The organism is Streptomyces sp. NPDC006798 (assembly GCF_040635975.1).
Lineage (GTDB): Bacteria > Actinomycetota > Actinomycetes > Streptomycetales > Streptomycetaceae > Streptomyces.
In genome coordinates this window covers 15,938-41,518 of the sequence record NZ_JBEYIS010000013.1, presented here as the reverse complement: position 1 = coordinate 41,518, position 25,581 = coordinate 15,938, and the positions used below count along the sequence as shown (strand labels likewise).

Here is a 25,581-nt window from a genome sequence, read left to right as displayed (position 1 = left end):
TCGGCCCGCTTGCCCGGCCTCACCGGCTGGCGCCAGCGCGCAAGGCGCTGGGCCGGAGGCTCCCGTGGTTGGCGAAGGCCGGGGCGGGCCGGTACTGGAGCGGCGAACAGTGCGCTGGGAGGAGCGGCAGCGCGACTTCGGCCTGGCCCCGGTCGCGGCCTCGACGTGCGGCTTCGGGACGGACGCGCCTGCGGCAGACGGGGCTGTCGGCCAGACGGGGCTCAAGCGGAGAGCGGCGCCGGGCTGCTCATCCCCGACAGTCCGGCAGGGGGCTGGAATGACCGAAAGCGGCTCCGGCCGGCTGGAGCGACTGCTGTTCCTGCGACAGGTCCAGTTGCAGGACCTCGCCCGTACGGACCGCTGGATCGGCGAGGAACGCCGACGGGTCGCGGAAGCGGAACTGGCGGGAGAGCCGGAGTCGCCGGAGGGCGGGCCCGGATGGGTGGTGTTCACGCCGGAACGGGTGGCGGACGCACCGCAGCTTCACGCGGTCGGCTGCGAGGTCCGGCTGCCTGCGGAGCGCACCCGGCGTATCGGGCAGGGGGAGCTGACGCGACTTGCCGCCCTCGGGGCGATCATCTGCAGCGCGTGCGAGCCCCTGCGTGATCTGCAGCTTCACCGGTAGCTAGAAGCGCGGAAGTGCGCTGGTAATTCCGTTTGGTCAGGCGTCTGCGTACGGACCGTCCTCCACCTCGAACCCTCGATAATAGCGGATCGCGGAGGGGTACTCCACGCGTTCAACGTGCAGGATGACGCGCCCTGCGAGGGCACTTATCTGCCATTCCGGGCCGAGGGCCTGTGCGAGTAGACGGAACGCTGTATCGGCGGTCAGTGACCCCCCCGGGATCATGATCATTCCCGCGTCGAAGTACCTCTGGTCCCCGAGGGTTCTGAAGGTGTAGGGGAGTGCTGATTTAAGGCGACGGATGATTTGCCATTCGGACTTCCACCCTGCCGGGTGCTGATGGTCATAGACTGTCCAGGTCAGGTCGATGGGATGGAGCGCATCGAAATGATGAGGGGCCAGCGAAGAATGGTCGCGGGCGCGTCCTGCGTCCATAGCGCCAAAATCGTTTTTATTCCATGGCGGGAGTTCCCCGTTTCGCGCATTCCAGTTCTGTAGGAGGATTTTGTCAACGGCAAAGGTGGAGAGGTCGTCCTCGATGTGGAGGTAATTAAAAAATATTTCACTCGAAGAGAGGTTCTTTCGTCCTCGGATTTTCTGCCGGAGTTTCGTCAGTCGTCGGCGCAGAGAGTGCTCGTCCTTGCCCAGGTAAACGCAGACGTCGGACCCGTCTGCAGACCGGCGGATCAGCTGGAAGGCTCCGGGTTTTTCGGGCAGGTTGAGGACTGCTGCTTCGGTCAGCGGTGCGGGGCTCGGGCTATAGAGGGATTTTTCGATCCGAGAGCCCAGTGCCGAGCCGAGCAGTTTGATTATGCCGCCGCCCCAACTCTGGTCCCCGTCTCCGGGTTCCAGTTGAAGGTCGCGGAATATTCTGTTCTCGCGTGTAAATGTAGCGAGATATTCTATGACCTCCTGTGTTGGAGTCTCGGCTTCTTCGGCCTGCCCTTCGGCGGCTTCCAGTTGCTGTTCAAGAAGGGCGCACCGTCCTTCCGCAGTCCGGGCGCGCAGCTCAGCCTTTTCCAGTTCTGCCCTCAGTCGGGCGATTTTCTGCAGGAGCTCGTCCCGTTCGGTCCGAAGGGCCTCGGAGCCGGCGGACTGCTGTTCCAGTTCGGTGCGGTGGGCGAGGCGGCTGGCCGCGCTGGCGCGTTCCACCTGACGGATCCGGGTCTTCTGCTCGTCGAGCTGCTCCTGCACACGGATCAGCATGTCGCGCAGGAGCAGGGCCTCCTGCTGGAGGTGGTGACTCTCCTGGTCGGCCGCCGCCAGTTTGTCTCTCAGGTCTTGGAGGTCCGCGCTTCCCGGGCTCGTGGCCCGCAGAGCGGCTCGGTGCAGCTCACGTACCAGCTTGCGCGCTTCTGCGGTGAGATCGGTACCGGTTGCCCGGTCGCCGTCTTCGACGAGCCGCTCGACGAATGAGGCGGGTGGTACGACCGTGCCGCTGAAGTACCGGGAGAGGGTGGAGCGGTCCAAAAAGATGCGGACTGCGTACCGGCTGAGGCTCACGCCGAGCCTGGGGGCCAGGTCGCGGAGCGCGCGGGCGAGTTCGTAACGCTCGGGGCCGACCTGCGTCTGGTCGATGTCTTTCTGGAAGATCATCGCGCGCGGAGTGTCCGGAACCAGCTCACCTGATGTCATTTACTCGCCTCTGCCCTCTACCTGCCACCCTGCACCGTTGCCTTGATTCCGCAACGGTGTGCTCGTGCCGCAACGCCCGCCGATCGACATGATCGTCGAGCTGCTTCGGATCGACCGCAGGGGAACTCGCTGTGTCTACGACGACCGCCATGATCGTCCTGGTAATCGCTGTGCTCACCGGCGTGGTGGGCGTCGTACTCTTCCATCTCGCCTTTGCTCATCCCCGTGTCGCGATCCCTCTCACGGTGGCGCTGGCGGGTATGGCCTTGATGGCAACCGTCGCGGTCGGTGTCGCGGCCCGGTGAACCGGGCGGGTGAAGGTGGTCCGGAGGAACGACAGCCTAGCGAAGCCCGCTCGCGTGGGCTCTGGTGCGCAGGGCGGGCCCCGCCCGGGGGGCGGCGGGGGACGAGGTGGCGGTCGGTGAGGGCTGGTGCGCTTGCCGGACCCGGGTCCGTACGGCGGTCAGTCCGGCGAGGGCGCGGCGGCTGCCGGTGATGAGTTGGTGAACCGAGTTGGCCGGGTCGTCGGTGAAGGCGCGGATACGTCCGGCGGTGGTGTGTGCCTGGTGGAGCAGCGCGCGGTGCAGAACCCGCTCGCCCCAGTGCTCGATGGAACCGGCCGGTGTCGACAGGAGGGTCAGGATGTGTGCCGGGGGCGCGTCGCGAAGGAGACCGCGGTGCTGGGACTCCCACAGGACGGTGACGGGGTCCACTGGCTCGCCGCGGTGGGCGAGGGCGGTCAGGCAGTGGAACAGGACCGCGTGCATGGGGAGGGCGAAGTCGCTCGGCTGCAGCCACCGCACGCGGGCCAGCTCACCGGAGTGGGCGGTCGCGGTCGCCACCAGCATGCGTTCCTCCTCCGCAACGTCCGTGCCGGTGTCTCTCGGCGGATCGGGGGGTGCGGGGGTGCGGGGGAGGGAACCGGGGTGCGGCGCGAACTGGCCCGCGAGAAGGTCGAGATGCCCGGTGAGGGCGTCGGCCTGGGCGAGCACCGCTGTGGCCGGGTCGGGCTGGACGGGGACGGTGGCGGTCTGCGCGAGGCGCCCGGCGTGGACGCGCAGGGTGCGGCGCGCGTGGTCGGACCGGATCATCCGGGTGTAGGCCGTGGCATGCCGGGGGTCAGGGCAGGCTTGGACGAGGGCGTGGAGGTAGGAGGCGGTCAGCCCGCGGGCGTCGCGGCGGGCGTGGTCGAGGACGGCGATCAGCCAGGCCGGTTCCTTCGCGTGCACGGAGGCGTCCGGAGGGGAGAGGGCGCTCATGGCGGCGAACACGGCGGCGTGGGCGGGATTGGCGAACTGGACCGCTTCCAGCGGGCCGAGGGTCTTGAGCCGTTCCGGGTTGAGGAGGAGGGCGCCGAGGAGCGCCTGCTCAGCGAAGTGCGCCGGCGGCAACGGCGCGGAGTCCTCCGGACCTTCCTCGTCGCCGTACGGGTCGGTGGTGTCGGGCATCAGGCCGCCAGGGTGAAGTCGTCGCGGGTGAAAGTCTTTCCGAGGTGCGGGGCGAGGAGATGGGCCGCGAGCCTGGGCGGGACGGCGTTGCCGATCTGCGAGAACTGCTGCCCCTTGTTGCCCTGCCACGGGTAGTCGGCGGGGAAGGTCTGCAGCAGCCCGGCCTCGGCGGCGGTGATCCGGATCGACTCCACCGCCCCGCCTTCCTCGCCCGGCGATTCCGGGAGGGGCTCGGCGACCCAGACGCACTCGTTCGCGCGGTGCCCGAAGAACAGCGTCCCCGCCGGCTCGTCGATGGACCGGACGGTGGCGTTGGCCTGGTTGTTGCTCCGCAGGCTCCACGCTCGGCCGTGTGCCGCCGCGACGCATGCCGAGGGACGCGCTCCGGGGGTGTCGCTGTCCCGGACGGTTTGCCGTACCGCGCGCTGCCCGCGGGTCCGGTTGGCGGGAGCTGGAGCGGAGATCCGGCGGGCTGTCCAGGCTCCGCTGTCGCGAGCGTCGGTCAGGGTCTTGCGGGAGCCGGAGGGGAAGGGCTCCGGCCCGCCGCCCGGCCCCCCGCCCGCGCACACCGTCGGCACTGGCCGGTCGGTGGCGCCCCAGCCGAGTGCCTCGGCCATCGAGACCCAGCGGTCCCGGCCCGGCCCGAACAGCGACTCGGGCTCGGCGGTGGCGGCGTGCGTCGGGGGCGGCGGTGTCGCGGTACGGACCCGGGAGGCGAGGAGGATCGCCCGCCTCCTTGTCTGCGGCACCCCGTAGTCGGCGGCGTTCAGGATCCCGGTCCACGCTGAATACCCCCATCCCCGCAGGACCTCGGCGTACTGGCGCCACAGGGGCAGGACGTGCGGGACCTCTTCCATCGCCACCCACTCCGGCTCACCGGCCGCGTTCAGGGCGTGGAGGTAGCGCATCGGCTCGGCCGCCAGCAGGCTGCGCTTGTCGCGGCAGGCGCCCAGCAGCCGTTCGCGGGTGTCACGCCCCTGGGCGAGGTCGGCGACCGCCTGGTGGACCAGCGGCTGGTCCACCAGGCCGAGCCGCTTGCCCGCCATCGACCACGCCTGACACGGCGGTGACGCGATCAACCCCCCGGTCCGGCCCGCGAACGGCCAAACCGGGTAGAGGGCGACGTCGGTACGGATGGTCAGTTGGCCCGCAGCCGCCCGCGTTCGGCAGGCCCACTCGTCCCACTCCAGACCGACATCCCGGATACCCCACCGGTGCATGGGGACTGTCCAGCCGCCCGGGCCCGCGAACAAATCCAGAACCAGCCCGCTCACGCGCTCAGTCCGAATTCGTCCTGCACCGGCTCCACCGAGCCCCGGCACGCCCACGGGGAGCAGCCGTCGACAACGCTCTGTTCGAGTTCTTCGGCGTCGGGGCGGGCGCTGTCGAGGTCTTGCTGGCGGGCGGCCCATTCGGCCGCGGTGACGTGGTCAATTGGTGCCTGGCCGAGCGGGACACGGGAGCGGTGCAGAAACGCCTGCCCGAGCAGCGGATTCCCGGAGGCGTTCGCACGGGCATTTCCCTGCCGGATCGCCGCGTCGAACGCGACGACGTCTTCCCACTCCTCGGGTGAGTTGTCGCGGATCTCCCTCCACTGCGCGTTTCCGTGGAATGGGCATCCCAGGCACGATGATTTAGGAGTGTCGGCCAGCCCGCGGGATGTCAGGTAGCGGATGCAGTCGGCCCGGGACCAGTCCATATCGGCGATGAGAGGGTGCCGGTTGCGCATGTACTTGACGTCAGCGTCTCTGGCGCGATGGAATTCGTCGGTGGATATGCCGACCCACTGTTCGACGAAAATACCCTTCGGGACGCGTGCCGGATAAGGGTATCCGAGGAGTTTGCGGACCTGCTTCTTTATTGGCTTGATCTTATATTCGCCAGTGCACTGGCGCCGGGTCATTCCAGCCTTGCCGTCTTTGTTGAGAATGTAGAGCGGCATACTGGCGAAACGGTGCTCCGGGTCGAGTGCGTCATCCCGGATGTTTCCGGACGAGACCCGCAGAATGGGAATCCCGGCGGGTGTGGCGATCTCCCGTTCCAGGCGGTCGAGATGGTCGTACACCGCTTTGGGCTCCCAGCCGGTATCGGCGAAGATGGCGTAATCGACCTTGGGGAGGATTCCCTCGGCGGAGAGGGCGAGCATGGCGCTGGACTGGATGCCCGCGCCGAGTGAAATAGCGCGGAACTGCGGAGTGGGGGAAATGGGTGAATTCCTGACGGGTGGGGGGATGGGGAGGGCGCCGGAGCCTGGCGCTCTCGGCGGGGTCCGCAGTGCAGGGCCCTGGGAAGGTGCGCGGGTGGGGCCGCCGACCGGTGGCGCGGTGTAGGCCGCGAGGCGGGGAGATGCCGGTGCCGGAGACGGCCGGGAGCGCGGAGCGGGGGAGCGCTGCCGCTGGTCGCGGTCGGCGCCTTCCAGGAGATGGAGGGAGTCCGACAGATTGGTCGCCCGGTCGGCCAGGAGCAGCAGCTCCTCCAGGTGGAGAGCCGTTCCGTTCATACGGCCTTTCTGAGGTCGCGCTGCTGGGGTGCGGCCTTGGCGACCGCGCGGGCGGTGATGCCCTGGGACGCGGCGGCGGAGGCGGCGGACAGGGCGTCGGCGCCGGGCTCCAGGTACCAGGGCCGCAGATCGAGCATGGCGGCGCGCATTCCGGTGGCGAAGCAGAGGGCGGTGCCCTTGGGCAGGGCCCGGATCGCGTCGGCTGGCAGGATCCGCTCCTGCCGCATGCTGATGCTCGTGGAGGTGCCCGAGTCGGACGTGGAGGTGGACTTCGTCTCGACGTCGTGGTCGCCGATCAGCCGGGAGAGCTTGTCCGCGAAGTCCGGGTCATCGATTCCGGAGCCGATGACCTTGATGGTGGAGGCGGACCACATGGCGTCCATGCCCGCGTCGCCCCAGACCTTCTGGCCCTGGCGGTAGGACTGGAGGATCGTCATGGGGATGATCCCGCGGGACCCGAGGTGGGAGTACAGGTCGGGGAGGTCGCTGATCTTGCACACATTCGCGGCCTCGTCGAGGATCGCCAGCATCGGCGGGTCCAGTCGCCCGCCGGCACGTTCGGCCTGGGCCGTCGCGGCACGCATGACGGAGTCCGCGCACGCCGCGATCAGCGCGGAGGCGCCGCCGCCCCCGTCCTTCGACAGCAGGTAGAGCGTGTCGGTCGAGGTGACGAACTCGGCGGGCCGGAACTCCGCGATCCCTTCCTGCGGGGTGACCCAGCGGGCGATCTGCGTGTTGAGGAGGGCGGCGGCGTACTGGCGGGCGGTCTCGTAGATACCGTCGCGGGTCTCCGGGGGCCCTTCGACGGTGCCCTTGAGCTGGGCGGCGACGGCGGTGAAGCCGTGATCGCGCAGGATATCCAAGGGGGCGCGGTTGGCGGGAAAGGCCAGCCAGTCCATGACGTCGGTGATCGGACGGTCGTCGAGCGCCGCGGCCAGGAACAACTGGCTCAGGATGTTGCTGCCGGCCTTGGACCAGAAGTCGCCCTGCTGGCTCGCGTCCACGGACGCGGCGAGAAAATGCCCGGCCAGCCGACCCGCACCGTCCAGAGTCTTCGCGTCCGCGAGCGGGTTCCACCACATGGTCCGCTCGGCGTGGGCGATCTGCTGCGGATCCATCGACCACACCTGCCCGACAGCCGCACGGGCGTCGATGGTGGCGGTGTAGGCGTCGCCGCCCGCCTTGTTGGAGGTCAGGAGCACCGCCCCGGGGGCCGAGAGGATGCTCGGGATCGCCAGGCTGGTGGTCTTCCCGGACCGGGGGGCCATGATCGCCACCGCGACGTCCTCGTACCCCATCCGCACCTCGGTACGGGTGCCCCGGAGGTTGCCGAGGCGAACCCCGGCGTCGGACGGAGCGACGGCCTTCGCGTCCTTGAGACTGGGGCGCAGACTTCGCGCCTTGGCGGTGACGGCCTTGGTGAGCAGGGGCTCGATGTCCCTCGCCTTCGCCGTACCGCGAACCCGGCGGCGGCCCCCGACGCCGTTCCGGTGCCGGTTCCACACGGTGGCGGCGATCGTACCGGCGACGACCAGGACGACGGCGGGGGTGATACGGGTCCCGATGAGCAGGAACGTTTCGCCTAGGGCGGGCCAGAGCTGTTCGGGGTGGAGGAGGGCGTCTGCTGGCCGGTACGGGGCTGAGGGGCCTGAGCTGGTCAGCCAGGCGGTGGCGTTACCGGCGAGCCAGGCCAGGTTGGCGGCCGGGACGGAGACCGCGAATACCCCTAGCAGGGCCTTGAACGCCAGGTCGGTGCCGGGGGTGGACGAGGAAGAGGGAGCGGAGGGGGAGTTCGGCAAGAGAGTTGGTCCGGGGGATAGGTGGGGGAGGGGCCGGGGCAGCGGTTGCGGCGGCCCGCGGCCGGGGCGCGCGGAACCGCGTGCGAAGCCGGGGAGGTGAGTTGCCGGATGCGGGCTTCCAGCGCGAAGGCCCGCTGGGCTGCGGGGATTTCGCGGACGGTGACCTGGGTGCGGGACCGGTCGTGGGGTAGCAGGGGCAGGAGGTCTCTGGGCAGGGGGGGGCGGCGAGTGCCCAAGTGAAGGCGTCGGTGACTCCCGCGATCACTTCGACCGGGGTGCGTCCGCCGAAGGTCGCGTACCGGGCGGGCCGTCCGGCGTCCGGGGCGTGGTGAGGGTCCACCACTGGCCGTCGGTGGTGGGCTCAAGTCTCAGCAGGGCCTTCTGGCCGGGGCCGGAGAGGATGACCCGCGGCATCAAAGGGTCGTGTCCGTGGCTCCACCCGGCGGTCCGGTGGAGGGGCACGGTGATCCAGGCGGGGTCACCGCCGCCGGCCAGATACCGGGGCGCGACGAAGGCGACCTCGACCAGCGCGCGCCCGGTCACCGGCGCACCGTCGGCGAGGACCGGGTGGTCGCGGGCGGGGCGGGGGCGCGGGTGGTCATCCGCGTCCGTTCCGTTCCGGCGGCGGCACGGATGTCCAGTACCGCCTGCCCGTGCAGGGCCCATTCCTCCAGCAGGGGCCAGACCGCCGTATCGCGCTCGGCGGTGACGGTGTCGTAGGCCGCGTTTCCCGGCCGGGCGTCCGGAGGCAGGGCGGTGATCTCGTCGTCCCAGGTGGTACGGACGACGGTGAGCGCCCGGGTGGCGGCGGTGAGTGCGCTGAGCTGGGATCCCCAGCGGGCCTGGACGACGGAGCCGGGGAGGGTCGCGAGGCGGCTCTCGGTGGAGATCACGAGCCGCTCCGTGAGGAGGGCGACGGGCTCGTAGGCGGCCCACCCTTCGGCGTTGCGGCGGGCTTCGGCCTGCTGGTGGGCCTCGTCGTCGTAGGGCACACCGTTCGGGTCGGTGTGGGTGTCGATGTGGTACTCCCACGCGCTCTGGAGCTGGTCCATGCGGGCGAGGAAGTCGGACAGGAGCTGGTCGGGCCGGGGGGTATGCGTCGGAATAGGGGGTCACCTTGCCTGTCGGAGCGAGGAGGAAGCAGCGGGGGCGGGTGAAGGCGTGCTGCTTTCGGGAGAGTTGGTGCGGCGGGCGGCGCGGACTTGGGCGCGGACGGTGTCGATGCGCGTGCGGTGCGCTTCGACGTGTGCCTCGGGGGTCACCCGGCTCTCGGTGCGCCGGGCGCTGTAGTGGGCCCCGATCTGTCCCCAGTTGCGTCGCAGGGGCGCGGGGTCGGTGAGCGCCGCGACCAGACCGGTGACCAGGTGCGCGGGGGGCTCGTGGGCGATCCACGCACTCCAGATCACTGGCCCTTGGTCCGGGCGGGGCCGGACATGGATACGCCAGGCACGCGCCTCGTAGCCCTCGGTGATCTGCATGTCCTCGACGACGACCATGCCGTCGGGAGAACGGGCCGCGGCACCGTCCTTGTGGGGGGTGTGGGACCAGCCGACGTCGGCCAGCAGGTTCCACACTGTGGGCGGCTCCTCGGCGGGGGGCGGGAGGAAGAGCTGATCCGTGAGGCCGGCGAGGATCTCCGCGGGGATCGCGGTGAACTGCGCGTACCAGGACCCGCGGGGGTCGTTGCCGCGCAGGCGCCATGTCGTCCCGCCGGGCATGACCTGTGGCTCGTGCCGAAGTTCGTAGCGCAGGTCGGGGCTGACGAGGTCGACCACCGGCGCGAGCGGATCGGACCGTATCCTCCACCCGGTGGCCGCCAAGGCGTGCGTGACGTGGCGGGCATCCCCCGGCCCTGCCAGATACCGGGGCGCGATGTCGTCGAGGAGGCTTGTTTCGTGGTCGGCGGCGAATCCGTTGACCTGCCGGTTCGTCAGCAACGCCCTCCCCGGGCCGGGCCCTGTCCGCGCGGCGGGGACGCGACGCCGCCGTTCAGCAGGCGAAGCGCAGGCTGGGGAGGTGGAGTGGACGCACTCCCGACCATGGTGTTCAGTTCGATGACGGCGTGCCCGCCGCTCGCCCAGACGTGGAGAGCGGACCATGCCTCGTCGAAGAACTCGGTCATGGATACGTCGATGCTGATCAGAGCCGGGGCGTTGCTGTGCACGAGGTGATCGCGCAGCTCACTGATCAGGCGGTCGTGATGAGTTTCCAGGGTGTCGGCGGCGCGCGCGAGAGCGGTGATCTTGGACGCCCACGCGGGCCGGGCCTCTTGGGGGAGCAGGTCGAGCTGCGCGGTCGCGGTGGCGAGAAGGGTGCCGACAGTGGACCGGACGGGTACGTATGCGGCCCACATGCTGCGGTCGCGGCGGTGGGCGGCCCAGCCGTACGCCTCGATGTCGGTGGGCCGGCCGTCGTCGCCCTGCTCCTGGGCGGGGTCCTGGTGGTAGGTGGCCATGATCTCGGCTGCCGTGTGGACGAACCGGGCGAGTGCGTCGAGGTGCCTCGGGGGGTGGATGGGGGCCAGGGGGATTGAATACTCCTTGGTGGTCGGGCCGACGGTCCGGGCGGAGGTCAGCGGCGGCCGGTCGTGTGTCCGGCGGGGACACGGGGCGCCGCGGTGGCGGGGTGCCGGTTGCGGGGGCGGGCGGCGGTCCAGGCGCTGCGGGCCCACATCGCGGTGCGGGCGGCGGTGAGCCGGGCCTGCTGCCAGGCGCCGAGCTGGGCGGGGGTGACGGACACCGACGTGGAACGGATCCGGTCGCTGGGCGGAACGTTGCCCAGGGGGCGCATGACGGGCCGGGGGTCGGACAGTGCGGTGGTGAGCGCCTGGACCAGCGACAGCGGTGTCGTGGGGGACAGGTGGGCGTCCCACGCTCGGCCGTGTTCGGTACGGGCGCCGATCCACCAGTGGGCCTGTCCAGGAGAGGACTGATGGAACTGGACGAAGGCGCTCTTGTCCGGGCTGACGGCGGTGACGTGCTGGCCGCGTCGGGCTTCCCAGCCGTGGGTGCCGAGAGGTGCCCAGACGTTGGGGGCGTGGGCAGTGGGCTGCTGGGTGAGCGCGTCGGTCAGCCCGGCGATGATCTCGACGGGGGTCCCGGTCCCGAACCGCGCCTCCCAGGAGGGCCGGTCGGCGGTGGCCCGGCCCTCGACCGTCCAGCCACCGGGCTGGGCCAGCGGATCGAATACGACGCGGACGAGTTTGTCCGGGTTGTGGAAGACGAGGGGGCCGCCGGTCTTCGACCGGTCCTTCCAGCCGGAGGCACGGAGGAACTCGGTGGCGTGCCGGATGTCGCCGCCTCCGGCGAGGTAGCGGGGTTCGATCAGGTAGTGCTGCTGGGGGCGGTGCCAATCGGCCCATTGACGGTCGGTCACCGGTGCCGCCTCGCGATCAGTGGCGAGGCAGACTTCGGCATTCTGGGGGCGGTCTCCGATGGGCCGGGGCGGGCGAGTTGCCGGAGAGCGTCGGTGTGTTCGTCGAGATCCAGCCCGATGCCGTACAGGCCGTTCGCGGCGCGGCCGAGGGAGAGCCAGACCTCCGGTGGGAGCAACCCGCTCTCGGCGTGGTCCTTGGCGAAGTGGCTTCCCGTGGCTACCAGGGTGGTGAACCGGCCCAGGACACCGTTCTCGGGGTCGAGGACGGTGGCGATGATCTGGGCGGCCAGCGCGGGCGGTGCCTGGATGAGCTGCTCGGAGAGCTGGTCGATCTGCCGGACGATCTCACCGGCGAGCCGGACGGGAACAGGGGTGGGGTCGGTCATGGTCCTCCCGGTCAGCTGGGTGGAGGGGGCGGTCGGAAGTCGTATCGGGGGCGGCTGGGGACCGGTCCCCAGACGGTGGGGATGGCCGGGACGGCTTCCCGGTGCCCGGGGGAACGGGGTGCGCGGGGGCGCTGCCGTCCGCGGGTCAGCCGGGCGGTGAGGCGGCGCAGCCACGACAGAGCCGTCGTCGGCGGGGCGGGGGTATGCGGGGCGATGGGAGTCTCCGGGGCGGGCGCGGGAAACGGCGGTGGAGCCGGTCCGGCGGACGGGGTCTTTGCCGCTGGACAGGCGGAGGCTGTCGGGGCGAGGGGGATGTCAGCGGCGGGGGGAGGTGGCCGGCCCGGGCGGCGGGGGTGGTGCCGGACGGGCCGGCAGCGGCGGGGGCGCGGCGGCTTGGTTGCGGATGTGCCCGAACTGCTGGGAGGACCGGCGCAGATCAGCGGCGGCGGTCACCAGCAGGGCGGCGAGGGCGGGATCTTCCCCTGCGGCGTCCTTGCTCTGGTACCAGTCGAATCCGGTGTCGACGAGTACGGCCGTGAGGCGGGGCAGAAGCCCCACGTCGGGGGCGACGATCTCGGTCAGGACAGCGGCGACCTCGCGGTCGCACGTCGCCCTGGAGGCGCGGTCGGCGAGCTGGCCGAGGTAGCGGTGGACGGCGTCACGGTCGCCGTCCGGAGTAAGGAGGGTGTTCAGTTCCGGGTCGAGGTGGACACTGGCCCCGGCGAGCAGGAGGGCGTGGGCTGCGGCGGTGGCGCCCTGGCGCTGGTTCTCGACCGGCAGATCAGCGGGCTGTCGGTGGTAGTCGCCCCGAGGCCCGTGAACCGGGAGGAACTCGCCTTTGGTCTGGAGGATGCCGGAGGCTCGTTCGTTCCCGCCGACCGCGACGACGAGCTTGGTACGGGGGTCGCGGGTGATCGTGATGTAGTCGAGGACGAAGAACTCCGGCTCGTCGTCGAAGCCGCTCACCGGGCCCGGGCCGTCGGCCGGGGCTGCTGGGCCGGGGACACAGTGGTGCCGGGGCCGGGTCGGACAGCCGGGTGGCGCAGAGCGAGGTGAATCCCGAATTGGGCGAGCCGGGCTCCGGCCGCGCGGACGGCCCGGGCCTGCTGGGCGGTGTCGGCCCCGCCGAGTACGAGGGTCGTCCGGCCGGGGAGGGAGGGGGTGAACCCGCACTCGGTGAGGATCTCCATCACGGATTCGGAATCGGCCGTGGCGTGGAGGTCGGGCCCCGCCCAGGTCAGGACCACCGGCGGCCGGGACTCCAGACGCGCGGCGGCGTCCTGGACCTGGGCGAAGGCGGCCTGATAGCGGGGCAGCAGGCCGGTGGAGACGGCGTCCGCTGCGCTGAACGGGTCGGCGGGCACCGCGATTCCGTCCGGCTCGCGCACCCCCCGGAACGCCTCCGCTATCAGCGGCGGGGCGATAGCGGCGACGAGGAAACCGTCGCGACTGGGGTGGCCGGTGACGTAGAGGCGGACTCCGTCTCCGGCCGTGAGGATCGCGTCGTGCCGCAGTGGGTACCGGGCGACGGCGTCAGCGACCGGGCCCATGTCCCACACCGCCTCGGCCCGCGCCATTTGCTCGGCCCGGTTGGCGTGTTCGCGGTACTCCACGCTCCAGCGGCCGGGCAGCTCACCGGCCAGGACAGTGGCGAACCCCTCTACGTCGTGGTCGTGTTCGTGTTCGTGCATGGGCTCCTCGGTCGTGGGGAAGGGAGGGTCAGCGGCGCCGGGTAGGGACGGGCGCCGGGGGCGGTGGTGGGCAGGCGCAGACGGCGGATGCTTCCCTCTCGGCCGGCGGGACCTCGCCGTTGCACACCGACCGCCGGGGATGCGGGGTGCGGCGGTCGGCCAGATCTGCGCGGGACTCGCGCAGATCGGCGGTGACGGCGCCGAGCCCGTGGACCGCGAGGTATTGCAGCCGCTCGCCTCTCGGCCTGTCGGCGGGACCACCGAGCTCCCGATAGAAGTCGGCCGTGGCGACCAGGACGTCGGACAGTCCGGCGAGGACGCCGTCGTACGCGGCGGTCACCTCGGCCAGCAAGTCGGCGACCTCCTCGCTGGTGGTGGCCCGCCAGATGTCGGCGGCGAGGGCGCCGACCTGGGCGCCGAGGGTGAGGTCGGCTACTTCGCGGACGTCGGTGTCGAACGCGTGGTCGCATTCCATCGGGACGCCGGCGGTGCGGAGCCGGGCGACGGCCCGGGTGGCGAGCCGGATCTCCTCGCCTGAGTCGAGGCCGGTCGGCAACCGGTGGTACGTCTCGTGGGCCCGGACTACGGGCACGAAACCGGAGCGCTCCAGGATGCTGTGGGCGTCGGGGCCGCCGCCTCGGGCGAGGACTTCGCCCGAGTGTGGATCGCGGCGAAGGGACAGGAATCGGTCGGCGAGAGGGAGCACGGGCGGTACTTTCTGAATAGGTCATCGGCGCCCCGGGCCACGGCCGGGCGGGTGCGGGGGCGGAGACGAGGTTGCGGAGTGTGCCCGGACCAGGCCGAAATCCAGCTCCACTCGGCGGAGTTGACGCCTGACTCCCTGGAGAGGAGAAGCGTCCAGCCGCTGCCAGTTGCCGTCGAGCCGGATCAAATTGGCCAGCAGATCCAGGCGCCGTGGCCGGGCCTGGAAGGCCACCCACTGGCACCCCAGTTCGTCGAGAGGCTGCGCGAGGCGGGCGGTGATCGCCAGACGGTGGGCGATATCACCCCACTCCGTGGAACCCAGGGGCCGGTCGGAGGGATGCAAGGTGGCCGTGAGGTGAAAGATGGGCTCCCGGACGCCCCCGTCGTCGGCAGCGAACGGCCACTCGAAGGTCATACCGTCCAGGTGATTGATCCAGTCCACCGGGGCCCAGTGCCGCTGCTCGCCCTGTATGTGGTCACCCAGGCGGTCCCAGTAGGCGACGACCGAGTCGTGAACCGATCCGGTCGCGGTGTGCGCCCGGCCGAGCGCCTCTTCGACGGGGCGGTACGCGCTCAGGCTCGGCTTCCACAGGTGAGCGATCACCGGCCGCCCCGGGCGTCGCCGGTGTGGACCAGCTGGTTCAGGCCGGTGAGGGTGTACCAGCCGCAGTCCACCGGCCCGGTGGCACCGGAGACCTTGGGGAGGAGGTGGACTTCCAGGGCCCGCTGGTGAACGAGACAGTCCCGGCAGAGCCGCGAGGTGTGGGTCATGTAGCGGGGGTGGGCGGTGATGTAGCTCTGGGCTCCGCCGCGGGGGTTCCGCAGGCGCCAGCCGTCCTCATCGGTCGCCGTGTGCCACGACGGGGTGACGACCGTCATCGCCTCGCCCCACAGCCCCGCGCCGGCAACGCCCTTGACGATGATCACCTGATCGCCGGGGCGGAAGTGCTGGTGGGTGATGTCCCGTTCCGGAGTGACGGTGTCCGCGGGAAGGAACAGCGGGTGGTGAGGGTCGGGCACGGCGGGGTCCTTCCACAGGGCACGGGGTGGCGGTGGGGATGATTCAAGGGTCCGCACGATCCCCGGTTTCACGAACCGGGCATCGTCGGCTATAAAGCCCCGCGGCTACCGGTACGGATTCTCCGTCCCGCGGTCCGCCTCGGTAGCGGCGTCGAGGAGTTCCGGCAGGTCAGCGCCATCGGCGTCCCGCTGGTCGATCCACCAACCGGCCCGCGAGACGGTGCGCGCCTTCTCCTCTAGGACGGCCCAGTTCGTCTCGTCCCAGGTGCCCTCGGCGACCAGGGCGGTGTGCGCGGCCGTCACCAGCTGGTGGCGGGAGCGCTCGCCCCAGGCCAGGGCCTTCTCGGGGCCTTCCAGCGGAGGCATGTCGAACCGGTCCGCCCACGCGGTGGCTGCCGTTTGTTCTTCGGCGCGCCGGGCGGCGAGCCATTCCTCCCGGCCGGCCGTGTCGCTGTCGCGGGCGGCCTTCCAGCAGTCGGTGCAGTCCCGGCTGCCGAGCCAGCGCGCGAAGCCCGCGCGTTTGTCGGCGGCCCGGCCGGACAGGTCGTGGGCCCATTCGTGTCCACAGGTGTGGACGACCGTCCAGTGCTTCGGGACTCCCGAAGAATTCCGTTTGACGGGCGTTACGTTCGAGGTCGGGCTGCTGGTCTGGGGCTTCAAATCGAGTGCCTTTCGGGGGCGGTTGGGGTGGTGGCCTGCGTCGTCTCAGCGTGTCCTGCGGATGGCGTCTGTGGCCGCCGTGGCGATGGCGGCGGGAGCGCTGGAGGGCTGGGGCAGGTGCAGCAGGGTGGTTCCCGGCAAGTGGTGGGACTTCGCGGTGAGGGTGAGCTGGAGTACGGCGCAGCCGGCGGTCGTGAGCTGCTTGACGCGGGTGACGGCTTGAGCGGTTTCATCGCTGCGGTACCGGGCGTCGGTGACGATCACGAGGAGGCGGCCGGCGCCGGGGCGGCTGAGTTCGAGGCCGTGGTTGAGTGCGTCGATGGCGTCGCCGAGGTTGTGCTGGCCGCCGTTGGCCTCGAACAAGGTCACGTGCTCTGGTGCCCGGTGGGTGGGTCGGGTGAGCGCGGTGAGGTGCCTGTCGTAGGCGATGGTGGCGGTGAGGGAGTCGGGGTCGGTCAGGGCTGCTGCGCGTGCCACGATCCAGGCGGCGGACGCGACGGGCGCGCAGGCGGCACTCATGGATCCGGAGACGTCGACGGCGATACCCACGCGCAGCGGTGGGGTGGGGGAGTTCCGGCGGCGGGTGTGGGTGAACGGCTGCGCGGTGGGGACCGACCCGGCCGCGCGCTGGGCGTCGCGGGCGAGGGCCGCGCGCATGTTGAGGCGGCCGGGCGGGGTGGGGCTGGTGGTCCGCTCCTCGGTCCGTTCGCGGTAGGCGGCGGCGCGCAGGGCGCGGCTCAGGCGTGCGGCGGCATTCTGCTCGGCGGCGGTGGGCCTGCGGGTGCCGGTGACCGGGTTGTCGTGGGGCGCCGGTTTGCCGTCGGGGGTGACGGTGGTGCTACGGGGGTTGAAGACCGACTTGGCGGTGGCGGCGGCTCTGCGTCGCTGGCCGGCCTGCTGGGCTCGGTCCTGGGCCTGCGCCTTGGACCGCGCGGCCAGGGCGTCGGTTGCCGCGGCCTGTGCCGCGAGGTCGGCGGCGTCGGTGGCTGCCGTGCTGTCCATGACGATCCCCACGGCGCCGGACAGCAGGTCGGTGAGGTTGTCCGGCACGGGCAGGGAGGGGGTCGCGGTGTCCAGAGCGTCGCACCATTGTTGAGCGTGCGCGAGCATGGTCGTGGCGTCGTGATCGGCGCACTGGTGGGCTGCGGTCCAGATGCGGGTGAGGGTGGCCAGCAAGGGCGCTCCCAGCACCTTCTCGCACAGATCGGCGACGGCCCGGGTCTCGCCGGCGTCCAGGATGCCGACGTCACGGCGGCCGAGGACGAGGGCCGCCACGCCGGCGGCGTGCTCGATACCCTTAAGGGTGGGGTGGGCGATGTCGGGCATGACCAGCGTTCGGGCACTGGTGCGCAGGTAGGTGCGGTCCGTGGGCCGCGTGATCAGGTGTGCGCCTTCGACGCGGCTCTCCTCCAGCAGGAGCGCGGCCTTGACGACACGGGGGTCCGCACCGGCAGGCGCCGTCCAGACGGAGTGGGCCGCGTGCGCGGCCTCGTGGACGAACACTCCCCAGGCGGCGGGATACCGTTCCTCGTCGCCCACGATCCGCGGATGGATCTCGTGGGGCTTCAGCGGGGCGAACAGGGCGGCGTCGAATTCGACCTCGCCCAGGGTGGGGTAGAACGCGGCCGGTGCGCCGCTGCGGGTGCCGGGGCGGCAGGTGACGAGGAGGTCCTGGCGGCCGGAGAGGGCGACCAGCCGGTCGCCGAGTTCGGCTCCCACGCGCAGCCACGCGTTGGGGGAGGAGCGGGCTTGGGCGGGCGGGGCGCCGTCGTCGTCCCATCGCGCGAGGTCGGCGTCGTCGTCCGGTGTGGGGGAGTGGACGTGGTGGTGGGCGCTCATCGCGAGCGGCCCCGGTGCGCGGAGCCGGTGATGCCCGGGGGCTGCCGGAGGGCCGAGGCGGGAAGCTGTTTGCCGAGGGTGAGGGGAGCGATCTTCTTGATGCCGGCAGCCTTGATGACGGCGGCGGCGACCGCGTCGCGATCCTCCAGGGGAGCGATGCCGACCAGGTTCGCGAGCGCGGCGTTGGTGCCGAGGACGGCTTCGGTCTTCCTGTAGGCGAGCAGTTCCCGCAGTTGGGGGGCCCAGCCCAGCTCGCCGAGTTCGACTTGGCGGGCGAGGTGCCGGGCGACCCGGACCACCCGGGCGTCGATCTTCAGCGCCAGGGCGAGGTCGTAGTCCGTGCCGATCTGGATCTGCACGCTGAACCGGGACGACAGCGCCTCCGTCAACACCGCCCCGTGGACGCCGGGATTGTGGCCCGCCACCACGTAGAAACCCGGCTCGGCCTTGATGGTCTCGCCCTTGTGGGCCTTGACCTGGATCTGCCTGCGCCCGTCCATCGCGGGATACAGCGCCGCCAGGACCTTCGGTGAGATCAAGGTGGCATCGTCGATCAGCAGGGCGCGGCCCTCGGCCATCGCGGTGACCAGCGGACCGTACTGGAAGACGTAACCTCCCCCGTCGTCCTGCGTGTACTCGCCGACCAGGTCTCCGACCGTGGTGTCGCCGTCACCGGCGACGGTGAGCAGGTCCGGGAACGCCGCCTCGACCAGACTCGTCTTGCCGGTGCCCGGAGGGCCGTAGAGCAGAACCGGTACGTCGGCGTCGCGCAGACGGTTCAGCGCCTCGACGTCGGGCAGATCGGCCAGTTCCCGGGGGTGGTAGAGCTGGCCCCCCGCGCGGCGGATCGGGCCGGTCTGCCTGGGCGTGGCCGCCGCGGTAATGGTTGTGCGGGCCGTGGCCGCCTGGGCGCGGGGAGAGTGGGTGCCCGGCGGGCTGATCACAGCGGTCCGCGCGGCTGCCGCGGTCTTCGCGTTCGCCCGGAACGTGGGTTGTCCGGTTCCGCCTTGGTCGGCCTCGCCGCGTCGCACCAGGGTGAGGGCGGCGTTGCGGACGGCGCCGTGGGAGTGGCCCAGCTGCCTGGCCATGTCCCCGATGGTGAGCCTGTCCGCCGGCCGGTCGGCCAGCAACCGGGCCACCTTGGCCCGTAGCTCACCGCCCTTGGTACGCGCCGGACTGGTAGGCGTTCCGGGTGTGGTCAAGAACGAAGCCCTTCAACAGGTGCGGATTCGAGCGGGGTGGCGATGCGCTGGAGAGGGGCTGGCCGCTCCCGGAGCGGATCACGGACTGGGCCGGCATCGGCGACCGGGACAGGCGGGGCGTACCGTCGGCGCTCACCGGCCGCCCCAGGGCCCGGTCCAGGCGCAGGGGATGCCGGGCGTCGAGCAGCTCGTCGGCTGCCGAGCAGGCCCGCAGGTCTTCTCCGTAGCGGGTTCCGCCGCTCGGCAGGCGCAGCCTGGCGCCTCCTCGAAGCCGTCCTGGAGCAGGATCCGCCGGGCGGCGGCGTTGTAGCCGGTGGTGGTGATCTCGCCGGTGACGGTGTGCCGGATCGGCATGAACGGCTCCGCTGGCGCGTCGGGCAAGGCGGATCTCCTATCCGTGGTGGCGGGAAAGCGGTGGGGTGTTGGGGTGCGGTGCGGTGTCCTTTGCGAGCCGCGAGCCTGACCGTGGGGATCAGCGGCGGTGCGCGGGTGTCGTGGCGGGCGGTGCCGTGGGGAGCGTGGTGGGCGTGGCGGGATGGTCATTGCCAGGAGGACGCTGGGGGAGCGGGGTCCGGTGGGGTGGCAGCACGGCCACCGTTGAGCTCAGGTCGTCGCCGGCGTCTCTGAGTTCGGTGGTGAGAACGGCGAACTGCCGGGACAGAGCGCTGAGCCGCCCCGCCACACGCTGCGCGTGCTGGGTACCCAGGGCCTGGGCGAACTCCGCGCAGACGCTGACGAATTCCTCCAGGCGGACCAGTTGGCCGCGCGTGAGCCCGTAGCGGTCGACGGCGGCCTCGATCGCCTCCGCCACCTCCGACGCCCGGCGGGCCTCGCGGACGTCCTGGATCAGAGCCTGGAAGCTGACCTCCGCGGAGTGGGCACGCTCCGCGTACGGGGAGGCGGCAGGGTGCAGCACTCCGGGCGGCACGGGGGGCGGGCTCGCTTCGATGGCTTCCACCTCGTCCTCGTAGTGCCCCAGGACCTGTACGTTCGGGCTGTCGAGGTCGCCCGCGAGGGCCACCACCGTGAAGGTCTCGGCCTGGTGTTCAAGGACGGCGATGGTGATGAGCCGCTGGTCGGCGTCGTACCAGGACTCATACGGGGTGAGGCGGCCGGAGGACCGCGCCGCCCGGGCCAACTGCGTCCACTCCCGCAGGTCGTCGCCGGACAGCGCGGTGGTCGTTGAGGTCTGCTGCTGGCCGGCCAGGTCGCAGGCGGTGCTGGTGTGCTCGGCCCAGGTCACGAGGTGGGGCCACATGGCCGCCTGTGTACGGGCGGCCTCGCTGTCCGGCTCGGAGGCTGCCTCGGCGAGGATCTGCTGGATCTGGTCGGCCGCGTGCTTCAGGGTGTCCAGTCGCGCGGCCCATCCGGCGTGGTGCCGGGCGGGCGGCAGCCTGTCCAGCGCGCCGCGTGCCGCCGTGAGCAGCGTCCCGGTGTGCGGCAGGAGGAAGTTGCGGTAGACCTCGGCGGCGGCGTGGTTGCGTTGTGCGACCGCCTCGGCGGCGGCGTGGGCGTCGATGACGGCTCCGTGCCGGTTGCGCAGGCCGTCGAGGACGGTCTCGCAGCGCCGGTGGATGACCGAGAACCGCAGGGCGAAGTCGCGAGCCCGGCCGACTGCGTTCGTGGACGGATGGGGCGAATCGGTGATCTGTTCCTCCTGGGCCAGTAGATGATGGGCGGTTCTGCGTCGGTTACGCGCGTACGCCCGGCGCCGTGTGCGCGAGTGTGCGGATGGCCGCGGCGAGGGTGAGTGCGGCGCCGAGCGCGGGAAGGACGGGTCCGCCGAGGGGGTGTGTGGAGAGGGCTCCGGCCAGGGCGGTGCCGAGAGCGTGTCCGGTGCCGCCGGCGAGGATGAGCCACGCGTACGCTTCCGCCCGTCGTCCCGCGGGGGCCAGGGCCTGCACCGTGAGGACGACGCTGGTGGTGACGACGGTGTGGAACAGGCCCGGTACGGCCACGGCCGCCACGGTGACACCGGTCGCGGGGTGGTGGTGTACGGCGAGCAGCGGAACGACCCAGGCTGCTTGGAGCCCTGCCGCGCCGGTGATCAGACGTCGTCGGGCGCTTGAGCGGTGCAGATGACTGGCGAACAGGACGCTCCCGGCCAGGGCACCGAGGGAGAACACGGCCGGTACCAGTCCCGTGAGGGCGGGGTCGCCGTTGACGTCGGCGAGCTGGACGGCCCACACGTTCATCGCGCCGGTCGCAAGCCCCGTTCCGGTCAGGACGGCGACGAGACCGCCGAGCCAGGCCGTCAGCAGCCGCCCGGATTTCCGTACCGGCTGGCCGGCCGGGTGCCATGACCGTGCCGGGGCGGAGGTGAGGACGCCTGCCGTGCCGGCCAGTCCGAGGACGGCGGCTACGGTGAGCGCGGCGTCGGGGCCGTGCGCGGCGGCCAGGGCGCCGGTGAGGAGGGGGCCGGTGATGAAGACGAGGCCGGAGCAGGTGCTGTCCAGGACGACGGCGGCCCGTCGTTCGCCGGGGTCGGCCAGTATCCGGGGCCACATGGCGCGCAGGCCCGCTTCCAGCGGGGGCGCGGTCAGCGCGGCGACCACCACCGCCGCCACGGCGCCGGCCCGGTGTGCGCCGACGGCGTGCGGGAGGGCGAGCAGGGCGGTGGCGTGCAGGACGGCGCCCGGTCCGGAGATCCGCACGGGCCCGTACCGGTCCAGCAGCCTGCCCTTGCCCGGCTGGGACACGGCGGCGGTCAGGGAGTAGGCGGCGCCGAGCAGGCCGCCGGTGGCGAGCGAGCCGGTGGCCGTGGTGACCAGCAGGATGACCGCGATAGGCGCCATGACGGTGGGGAGCCGCCCGACCATCGTGGCGGTCAGCAGCCGGACGACATGGGGGCGGGACAGGACCACCCGCAGGGGGCCGCGCGGTGGTGTGGAGAGCGGTTGGTCGGCGGTACGCGGCGAAGAGATAGGCGGTGGGCTTTCGGTCGGGAAGGGGCGGGAGGCCCCCTGCGGTGCGGGTCGGTCAGTAGCGGGGTGTCACCCGCCCGGGCGGGATCGGTGGCGGGTGCCCGGGGCTCAGCACACGGTGGGCCGCGGTGACAGCACTCCATCGGCGGACCGGTGAGGAGACCGGCGGCGCCGTGGATTCTCATGCCGTACGCGATGGCCGCCCACCCCGCGTACGGCGGTCACCGGCTTCTCCCCGCTGGCCGTACAGCGGCCGTCGCGCCGGGTACCGGGGCGGCCACCGGCAGCGGGGACGGAGATGCCGTGGTGCGCAGTTGAGGTGAGCGGGCGGCGGCGGCCCGGGCGAGCCGGGTCTGCCGGGCGGTGACGAGCTGCTCCGGGAGCGCGGGCTCGGACGCCGGGTCGAGGGCGTAGTCGGCGTAGACGGCGAACCCTTGGGCGCGCAGGTCGTGGACGGCCTGCCGGGTACGGCGCGCGCCGTCATGCTCGGGGTCGGTCAGCCGGTACAGGCCCGGTGTGCCGGGGACCTGTTCGAACTGGGTCCGGGTGAGGTACCAGTCGGCGAGGTGGAGGGGGGTGTGGGCGGTGGCGGTGGCGGCGAAGCCGTGGTCGGGGTGAGTGCCGAACACGAAGTGCGAGGAATGGTCCACAGGCTCCGGGATCTTTGGTCGGGGTCAGCGGTGGTGGCCGGCGCTCGCCCCGGGCGGAAGCGCCCGCGGGATGAAGGGGGCGAGCGCAGGAGAGCGGGCACCGGGGCGGTCGAGCCTGGCACGGGCCTGCCGTATCAGGGTGTCGCCGTCGGCCAGCCAGGTCCGGATCAACGGCCACGCCAGCCGGCTGCGCTGAGCCTCGGATTCCTGTTCGGTGCGGATGAGGGCGGCTGCCGGTGCCGGATCCGTGTACGCGGCGTCCCAGTCGTCACGCAGGAGTTCGCTCCCGGCTTCGAGGGCACCGCGCAGCCGTTCCAGCGCGGCCCGTTCCGCAGACGGACCCTGCTCGGGCGGAACGTGCGCGAAGAGAAAGGGGCCGTGGACGAGGAACTCGCGGAATTCGTACCAGGCGGCCACGGCGCCGTCCGGCACGAGGTGTCCGCCGCTGTCCCGGCCGGCGGCGGGGATGCCCGGCCTCTGATCCCGGACGAGTGCCCGGGTGCGGGCGAGGGCGTGGTCGACGGCGTCGATCCGGCGGCGCTGGACGGCCTGATGGTAGCCGGGCAGGAACTGATCAGTGATCGCCCGGGCGGCGGCGTCGGGGGCCTGGGGGAGGACGATGCCCAGCGGGGCGTTCGGCTCGGTGTCGTTGTCGTCGAACGGTTCGGGCGCCAGAGCACCCAGCAGATACCCGTCGGCGTGGCCGGGACGCTCGGCGAGCAGCAGGTGAACGCCATCGCCGTTGTCGAACTGAACAGCGTAAGGAACCCGTTCGGTGCGCACCGCCGAGGCGAGAGGGCCGGAGTCCCAGAGCCAGGGGACGAGGTCCTCCTGCCAGATCGGGTGGCTGTAGATCTCCACCGTCCAGGTCCAGGTCCCGGGCAGGTGGCGGGCGATGGAGTCGGCGACGTCGCCGATGTAGGGGCGGCTGCTGGTGGTCACCGCGCTGCGGTGGCGGCCGGCGATGACGACGAGCTGTGCGAGTGCGAGGCGGGTGGCGGCCGGGTCGCTGTCGGGAAGGGTGTAGACGCCTTTGTGGTCGCGGGTGAATCCGGCGAGCTTGAGGGCGGTTTCGGCCCAGGAGTACTTCTCGCCGCCGACGGTGGCGACGATCCCGGAACGGGCGCTGACGCTCAGGCTGATCTGGGCGGGGAGAGAGGAGGAGGGCACCGGTGGTCCTGGTGGTCAGCGGGTGTGCGGCTGCTGCGCTGGGCCGGGCATGGGCGGGGGAAGCCCGGGGCCGCTGCGCGGGGACCGGTCGGCAGGCGGGCGGACTGGGCGGGCGGTGACCAGGTGCGCGAGGTCGGGATGCTGCGCGAGGGCGGCGGGCCGTACGAGCGGCTCCGGACTCAGGGTGTTGTTCAGGACGGCGTTGACGACGAACGGCGGTGCCTCCTGGGTGAAGGAGATGCCCCACATGGGTCCGAGGTCCGGGGTGGCGGCGAAGACGTGCCAGAGGATGTCCTCGTCGCCCTCAAGGGGCGGGGCGCCCGTGCCCGGTGGGCGGCCTACTATCGCGGCGAGCCCGTCCACCGACTGGAAGGCCACCAGCCCCAGCCTGTCGGCCAGTTCCCACCGCGCGTCGACATGTAGCTCGACCATGTCCGGCTCCGTGCCGCCTGCTATCCCGTAGATCAGATGGTCAGCGTCGGCTTCCAGACCGCGGGCGACGGCGGAGGTGAGGGAGGCGAGGAACTCGACGGGCGTGGCTCCGCCGACGTCGGCCCGCCACCGCTCCGGGGCACCCGGACCGGTGCGGGCAGTGACCGTCAGGTGCGGCCCCAGCCCCTCCTCCGCCCGGCTGTGGCGGATCGTGATCCGGTCGCACGGGCTGGTGGCGCTGACGGCGTACGGATGCACGGCGAGGGGCCACTGGTGTTCCTGGGCGAAGGCCACCAGGTGCTGGCGGTGCAGGGTGGGCGGGCTGGCCGCGAGGTAGCGGGGGCTGAAATGCACCGGCTCGTCCGGGGCGAGAGGTTGCTGGGCGGAGATGGAGGCGTCCTTCCGAAGAGCATGAGAGGGGTGGCATCCGGCTGCAGTGGTGGGCGGAGCGCGGCTTCGGGCCGGGGGCGCCGGACCGAGCCGTAGGGCGCGGTCCGGCGCAGTGGCCTACCGGCCGGGCCGTGGGCTCGGCGGTGCCGGGGGGAGGCCCGGCGGGCTCTGCTCCCGGTTCGGGGCGGCTGGCGCCGGTGCCGGGTCGTAGTGGGCTCGCAGGGTCGCCATGCTCGCCTCGTCGGCGATGTGCATGATGGAGAGGCTCCTGCTGGCCGCCTCCATCAGGAGGCGGGGCGGTGACCCGGGGGCGGCATCGAGGTAGCGCCCGTTCCGCTTGGCGGCGGCCACGAGGTAGTCGCTCACGGCTCGGAGGACCGGTTCGGCGGCGTCCAGGAACTGGTCGGTGACGGCGTGCGCCTCGGCGGGAGTAGCGGCGGCGGTGAGCGCCTTGAGGTAGGGGGCCAGGTCCGGGCTCGGCAGGGGACCTTCCGGTACGGAGTGCTCGCCCAGGAAGGGTTCCGCGTCGCGCCGGGCCCAGCGCAGGAGATCGTCAGGGGTAGCGATGCCGGAGCGGGCGGCGGCTGTCTGCTCGCCGGTGCGGCCAACGTTGTCGTACAGCTCGAAGTCGGGATGGGACAAACAGTCCTCCGATCGGGTCAGCGGGTCCGGCCGGGCGGCGGGAGGGCCGGCGGGGGAGGGGGTACGGCGGATGCCCGGGCTTTGGTGGGCGCCTGCGGGCCGGGGTCGTGCGGGGCGCTGAGGTCCCGCATCTGGTCGACGGCGAGGTGCAGTTCCTCGCTGAGCTGGCGTACGTCTGCCGCGGCGTTGGTGAGGTCGTCGTGGAGGTCGAAGCCTTCGTCGCTCTCGGCTTCCCTCGCCTTCTCGGCCGCGGCTTCGAAGAAGTCGGCGAGCTTCTCCAGCAGTCCGCGGTTCGGTTCCAGGATCTGGTCCAGGGCGATGGCGGCGTCGCTGTACCAGGGGGCGCGGTTCAGCTGGTCGGTCAGTGCTCCCAGGTGGAGTCCGAGGAGGTAGTCGTCGGCGGGTCCGGTGGCGGTTTCGGGGTCCGCCGCTGGACGGGCGCCAGGTGCGGGGGGCAGGGGTTCCATGGGGGTGAGCTCGCAAGTGTT

General features: G+C 71.8%; 30 protein-coding genes. 3 read left to right on the top strand and 27 right to left on the bottom strand.

What is annotated here, in order from left to right; all coding sequences use genetic code 11:
* Window positions 1-277 precede the first annotated feature (277 nt).
* Window positions 278-625: a hypothetical protein gene (locus tag ABZ714_RS11415; RefSeq protein WP_358824956.1), complete on the top strand. Its 348-nt coding sequence runs from the start codon at window positions 278-280 to the stop codon at window positions 623-625.
* Between the two features lie 36 nt (window positions 626-661).
* Here ABZ714_RS11415 and ABZ714_RS11410 read toward each other — a convergent pair whose 3' ends face one another.
* Window positions 662-2,260, bottom strand: a complete 1,599-nt coding sequence (locus tag ABZ714_RS11410) for a helix-turn-helix domain-containing protein (protein ID WP_358824955.1) — start codon at window positions 2,258-2,260, stop codon at window positions 662-664.
* A 131-nt stretch (window positions 2,261-2,391) separates the two neighbouring features.
* On the opposite strand from ABZ714_RS11410, the gene ABZ714_RS11405 reads away from it, so the two are divergent.
* On the top strand, window positions 2,392-2,565 hold the full coding sequence (locus ABZ714_RS11405) for a hypothetical protein (RefSeq protein WP_358824954.1): 174 nt from the start codon (window positions 2,392-2,394) through the stop codon (window positions 2,563-2,565).
* Window positions 2,566-2,601: 36 nt separating this feature from the next.
* Here ABZ714_RS11405 and ABZ714_RS11400 read toward each other — a convergent pair whose 3' ends face one another.
* The 20 genes from ABZ714_RS11400 to ABZ714_RS11305 all read right to left on the bottom strand — a co-directional run bounded on the left by ABZ714_RS11400 (window position 2,602) and on the right by ABZ714_RS11305 (window position 20,143).
* The gene (locus ABZ714_RS11400; RefSeq protein WP_358824953.1) at window positions 2,602-3,708 is read right to left on the bottom strand and encodes a DnaB-like helicase N-terminal domain-containing protein; all 1,107 of its coding nucleotides are present in this window, start codon (window positions 3,706-3,708) and stop codon (window positions 2,602-2,604) included.
* The gene (locus tag ABZ714_RS11395; protein WP_358825042.1) at window positions 3,708-4,973 is read right to left on the bottom strand and encodes a DNA cytosine methyltransferase; all 1,266 of its coding nucleotides are present in this window, start codon (window positions 4,971-4,973) and stop codon (window positions 3,708-3,710) included. Before ABZ714_RS11395 ends, ABZ714_RS11400 begins: the two co-directional genes overlap by 1 nt.
* 5 nt (window positions 4,974-4,978) lie before the next feature.
* A complete protein-coding gene (locus tag ABZ714_RS11390; RefSeq protein ID WP_358824952.1) occupies window positions 4,979-5,854 on the bottom strand; it encodes a hypothetical protein in 876 nt (291 codons plus the stop codon).
* Window positions 5,855-6,204: 350 nt separating this feature from the next.
* Window positions 6,205-8,007 carry a TraM recognition domain-containing protein gene (locus ABZ714_RS11385; protein ID WP_358824951.1) on the bottom strand — a complete coding sequence of 601 codons (1,803 nt, stop codon included), beginning with the start codon at window positions 8,005-8,007 and terminating at the stop codon, window positions 6,205-6,207.
* 261 nt (window positions 8,008-8,268) lie between these two features.
* Window positions 8,269-8,550, bottom strand: coding sequence for a hypothetical protein (locus ABZ714_RS11380; protein WP_358824950.1), 282 nt, complete (start codon window positions 8,548-8,550; stop codon window positions 8,269-8,271).
* Window positions 8,547-9,059: a hypothetical protein gene (locus tag ABZ714_RS11375; RefSeq protein WP_358824949.1), complete on the bottom strand. Its 513-nt coding sequence runs from the start codon at window positions 9,057-9,059 to the stop codon at window positions 8,547-8,549. Before ABZ714_RS11375 ends, ABZ714_RS11380 begins: the two co-directional genes overlap by 4 nt.
* A 60-nt stretch (window positions 9,060-9,119) precedes the next feature.
* On the bottom strand, window positions 9,120-9,944 hold the full coding sequence (locus ABZ714_RS11370; protein ID WP_358824948.1) for a DUF317 domain-containing protein: 825 nt from the start codon (window positions 9,942-9,944) through the stop codon (window positions 9,120-9,122).
* The gene (locus ABZ714_RS11365) at window positions 9,938-10,462 is read right to left on the bottom strand and encodes a hypothetical protein (protein ID WP_358824947.1); all 525 of its coding nucleotides are present in this window, start codon (window positions 10,460-10,462) and stop codon (window positions 9,938-9,940) included. The genes ABZ714_RS11370 and ABZ714_RS11365 overlap by 7 nt, the downstream gene beginning before the upstream one ends.
* A 116-nt stretch (window positions 10,463-10,578) precedes the next feature.
* Window positions 10,579-11,382 (bottom strand): DUF317 domain-containing protein, encoded by an 804-nt coding sequence (locus tag ABZ714_RS11360; RefSeq protein WP_358824946.1) that lies wholly within the window; start codon window positions 11,380-11,382, stop codon window positions 10,579-10,581.
* Window positions 11,379-11,768, bottom strand: coding sequence for a hypothetical protein (locus tag ABZ714_RS11355; RefSeq protein WP_358824945.1), 390 nt, complete (start codon window positions 11,766-11,768; stop codon window positions 11,379-11,381). The genes ABZ714_RS11360 and ABZ714_RS11355 overlap by 4 nt, the downstream gene beginning before the upstream one ends.
* A 315-nt stretch (window positions 11,769-12,083) precedes the next feature.
* Window positions 12,084-12,734, bottom strand: a complete 651-nt coding sequence (locus tag ABZ714_RS11350) for a hypothetical protein (protein ID WP_358824944.1) — start codon at window positions 12,732-12,734, stop codon at window positions 12,084-12,086.
* Window positions 12,731-13,459: a hypothetical protein gene (locus ABZ714_RS11345; protein ID WP_358824943.1), complete on the bottom strand. Its 729-nt coding sequence runs from the start codon at window positions 13,457-13,459 to the stop codon at window positions 12,731-12,733. Before ABZ714_RS11345 ends, ABZ714_RS11350 begins: the two co-directional genes overlap by 4 nt.
* Before the next feature lie 28 nt (window positions 13,460-13,487).
* Complete coding sequence (locus ABZ714_RS11340) at window positions 13,488-14,165, bottom strand: hypothetical protein (RefSeq protein WP_358824942.1); 678 nt, start codon at window positions 14,163-14,165, stop codon at window positions 13,488-13,490.
* 21 nt (window positions 14,166-14,186) lie between these two features.
* Window positions 14,187-14,768, bottom strand: coding sequence for a hypothetical protein (locus ABZ714_RS11335; protein WP_358824941.1), 582 nt, complete (start codon window positions 14,766-14,768; stop codon window positions 14,187-14,189).
* Window positions 14,765-15,184: a hypothetical protein gene (locus ABZ714_RS11330; protein ID WP_358824940.1), complete on the bottom strand. Its 420-nt coding sequence runs from the start codon at window positions 15,182-15,184 to the stop codon at window positions 14,765-14,767. The genes ABZ714_RS11335 and ABZ714_RS11330 overlap by 4 nt, the downstream gene beginning before the upstream one ends.
* A 105-nt stretch (window positions 15,185-15,289) precedes the next feature.
* A complete protein-coding gene (locus tag ABZ714_RS11325) occupies window positions 15,290-15,844 on the bottom strand; it encodes a hypothetical protein (RefSeq protein ID WP_358824939.1) in 555 nt (184 codons plus the stop codon).
* A gap of 45 nt (window positions 15,845-15,889) precedes the next feature.
* A complete protein-coding gene (locus ABZ714_RS11320) occupies window positions 15,890-17,683 on the bottom strand; it encodes a hypothetical protein (RefSeq protein WP_358824938.1) in 1,794 nt (597 codons plus the stop codon).
* The gene (locus tag ABZ714_RS11315) at window positions 17,680-18,822 is read right to left on the bottom strand and encodes an AAA family ATPase (RefSeq protein WP_358825041.1); all 1,143 of its coding nucleotides are present in this window, start codon (window positions 18,820-18,822) and stop codon (window positions 17,680-17,682) included. The genes ABZ714_RS11320 and ABZ714_RS11315 overlap by 4 nt, the downstream gene beginning before the upstream one ends.
* A 195-nt stretch (window positions 18,823-19,017) precedes the next feature.
* Window positions 19,018-19,239 (bottom strand): hypothetical protein, encoded by a 222-nt coding sequence (locus ABZ714_RS11310; protein ID WP_358825040.1) that lies wholly within the window; start codon window positions 19,237-19,239, stop codon window positions 19,018-19,020.
* Between the two features lie 118 nt (window positions 19,240-19,357).
* The gene (locus ABZ714_RS11305; protein WP_358824937.1) at window positions 19,358-20,143 is read right to left on the bottom strand and encodes a hypothetical protein; all 786 of its coding nucleotides are present in this window, start codon (window positions 20,141-20,143) and stop codon (window positions 19,358-19,360) included.
* A 177-nt stretch (window positions 20,144-20,320) separates the two neighbouring features.
* Between ABZ714_RS11305 and ABZ714_RS11300 the strand changes: the two genes are divergently transcribed.
* Entirely contained in the window at window positions 20,321-20,554 is a 234-nt protein-coding gene (locus tag ABZ714_RS11300; RefSeq protein ID WP_358824936.1) for a hypothetical protein, read from the top strand.
* 22 nt (window positions 20,555-20,576) lie between these two features.
* Here the strand turns inward: ABZ714_RS11300 and ABZ714_RS11295 are convergent, their stop codons facing one another.
* From ABZ714_RS11295 to ABZ714_RS11270, 6 genes are all read right to left on the bottom strand, one after another.
* A complete protein-coding gene (locus tag ABZ714_RS11295) occupies window positions 20,577-21,749 on the bottom strand; it encodes an MFS transporter (protein WP_358824935.1) in 1,173 nt (390 codons plus the stop codon).
* Window positions 21,750-22,030: 281 nt separating this feature from the next.
* Window positions 22,031-22,459 (bottom strand): hypothetical protein, encoded by a 429-nt coding sequence (locus ABZ714_RS11290; protein ID WP_358824934.1) that lies wholly within the window; start codon window positions 22,457-22,459, stop codon window positions 22,031-22,033.
* Between the two features lie 24 nt (window positions 22,460-22,483).
* On the bottom strand, window positions 22,484-23,629 hold the full coding sequence (locus tag ABZ714_RS11285; protein WP_358824933.1) for a hypothetical protein: 1,146 nt from the start codon (window positions 23,627-23,629) through the stop codon (window positions 22,484-22,486).
* A gap of 15 nt (window positions 23,630-23,644) precedes the next feature.
* A complete protein-coding gene (locus tag ABZ714_RS11280) occupies window positions 23,645-24,415 on the bottom strand; it encodes a DUF317 domain-containing protein (RefSeq protein ID WP_358824932.1) in 771 nt (256 codons plus the stop codon).
* Between the two features lie 153 nt (window positions 24,416-24,568).
* Complete coding sequence (locus ABZ714_RS11275) at window positions 24,569-25,093, bottom strand: hypothetical protein (RefSeq protein ID WP_358824931.1); 525 nt, start codon at window positions 25,091-25,093, stop codon at window positions 24,569-24,571.
* 17 nt (window positions 25,094-25,110) lie between these two features.
* Window positions 25,111-25,560: a hypothetical protein gene (locus ABZ714_RS11270; protein ID WP_358824930.1), complete on the bottom strand. Its 450-nt coding sequence runs from the start codon at window positions 25,558-25,560 to the stop codon at window positions 25,111-25,113.
* Between the last annotated feature and the right edge of the window lie 21 nt (window positions 25,561-25,581).

Bases quoted from the DNA above. Each gene is read 5' to 3' on its own strand.
- ABZ714_RS11415 (WP_358824956.1), top strand. From the start codon at position 278: ATGACCGAAAGCGGCTCCGGCCGGCTGGAGCGACTGCTGTTCCTGCGA.
- ABZ714_RS11410 (WP_358824955.1), bottom strand. From the start codon at position 2,260: ATGACATCAGGTGAGCTGGTTCCGGACACTCCGCGCGCGATGATCTTC.
- ABZ714_RS11400 (WP_358824953.1), bottom strand. From the start codon at position 3,708: ATGCCCGACACCACCGACCCGTACGGCGACGAGGAAGGTCCGGAGGAC.
- ABZ714_RS11390 (WP_358824952.1), bottom strand. From the start codon at position 5,854: ATGCTCGCCCTCTCCGCCGAGGGAATCCTCCCCAAGGTCGATTACGCC.
- ABZ714_RS11375 (WP_358824949.1), bottom strand. From the start codon at position 9,059: ATGGACCAGCTCCAGAGCGCGTGGGAGTACCACATCGACACCCACACC.
- ABZ714_RS11365 (WP_358824947.1), bottom strand. From the start codon at position 10,462: ATGGCCACCTACCACCAGGACCCCGCCCAGGAGCAGGGCGACGACGGC.
- ABZ714_RS11355 (WP_358824945.1), bottom strand. From the start codon at position 11,768: ATGACCGACCCCACCCCTGTTCCCGTCCGGCTCGCCGGTGAGATCGTC.
- ABZ714_RS11345 (WP_358824943.1), bottom strand. From the start codon at position 13,459: ATGCACGAACACGAACACGACCACGACGTAGAGGGGTTCGCCACTGTC.
- ABZ714_RS11320 (WP_358824938.1), bottom strand. From the start codon at position 17,683: ATGAGCGCCCACCACCACGTCCACTCCCCCACACCGGACGACGACGCC.
- ABZ714_RS11310 (WP_358825040.1), bottom strand. From the start codon at position 19,239: ATGCCGATCCGGCACACCGTCACCGGCGAGATCACCACCACCGGCTAC.
- ABZ714_RS11305 (WP_358824937.1), bottom strand. From the start codon at position 20,143: ATGTGGCCCCACCTCGTGACCTGGGCCGAGCACACCAGCACCGCCTGC.
- ABZ714_RS11270 (WP_358824930.1), bottom strand. From the start codon at position 25,560: ATGGAACCCCTGCCCCCCGCACCTGGCGCCCGTCCAGCGGCGGACCCC.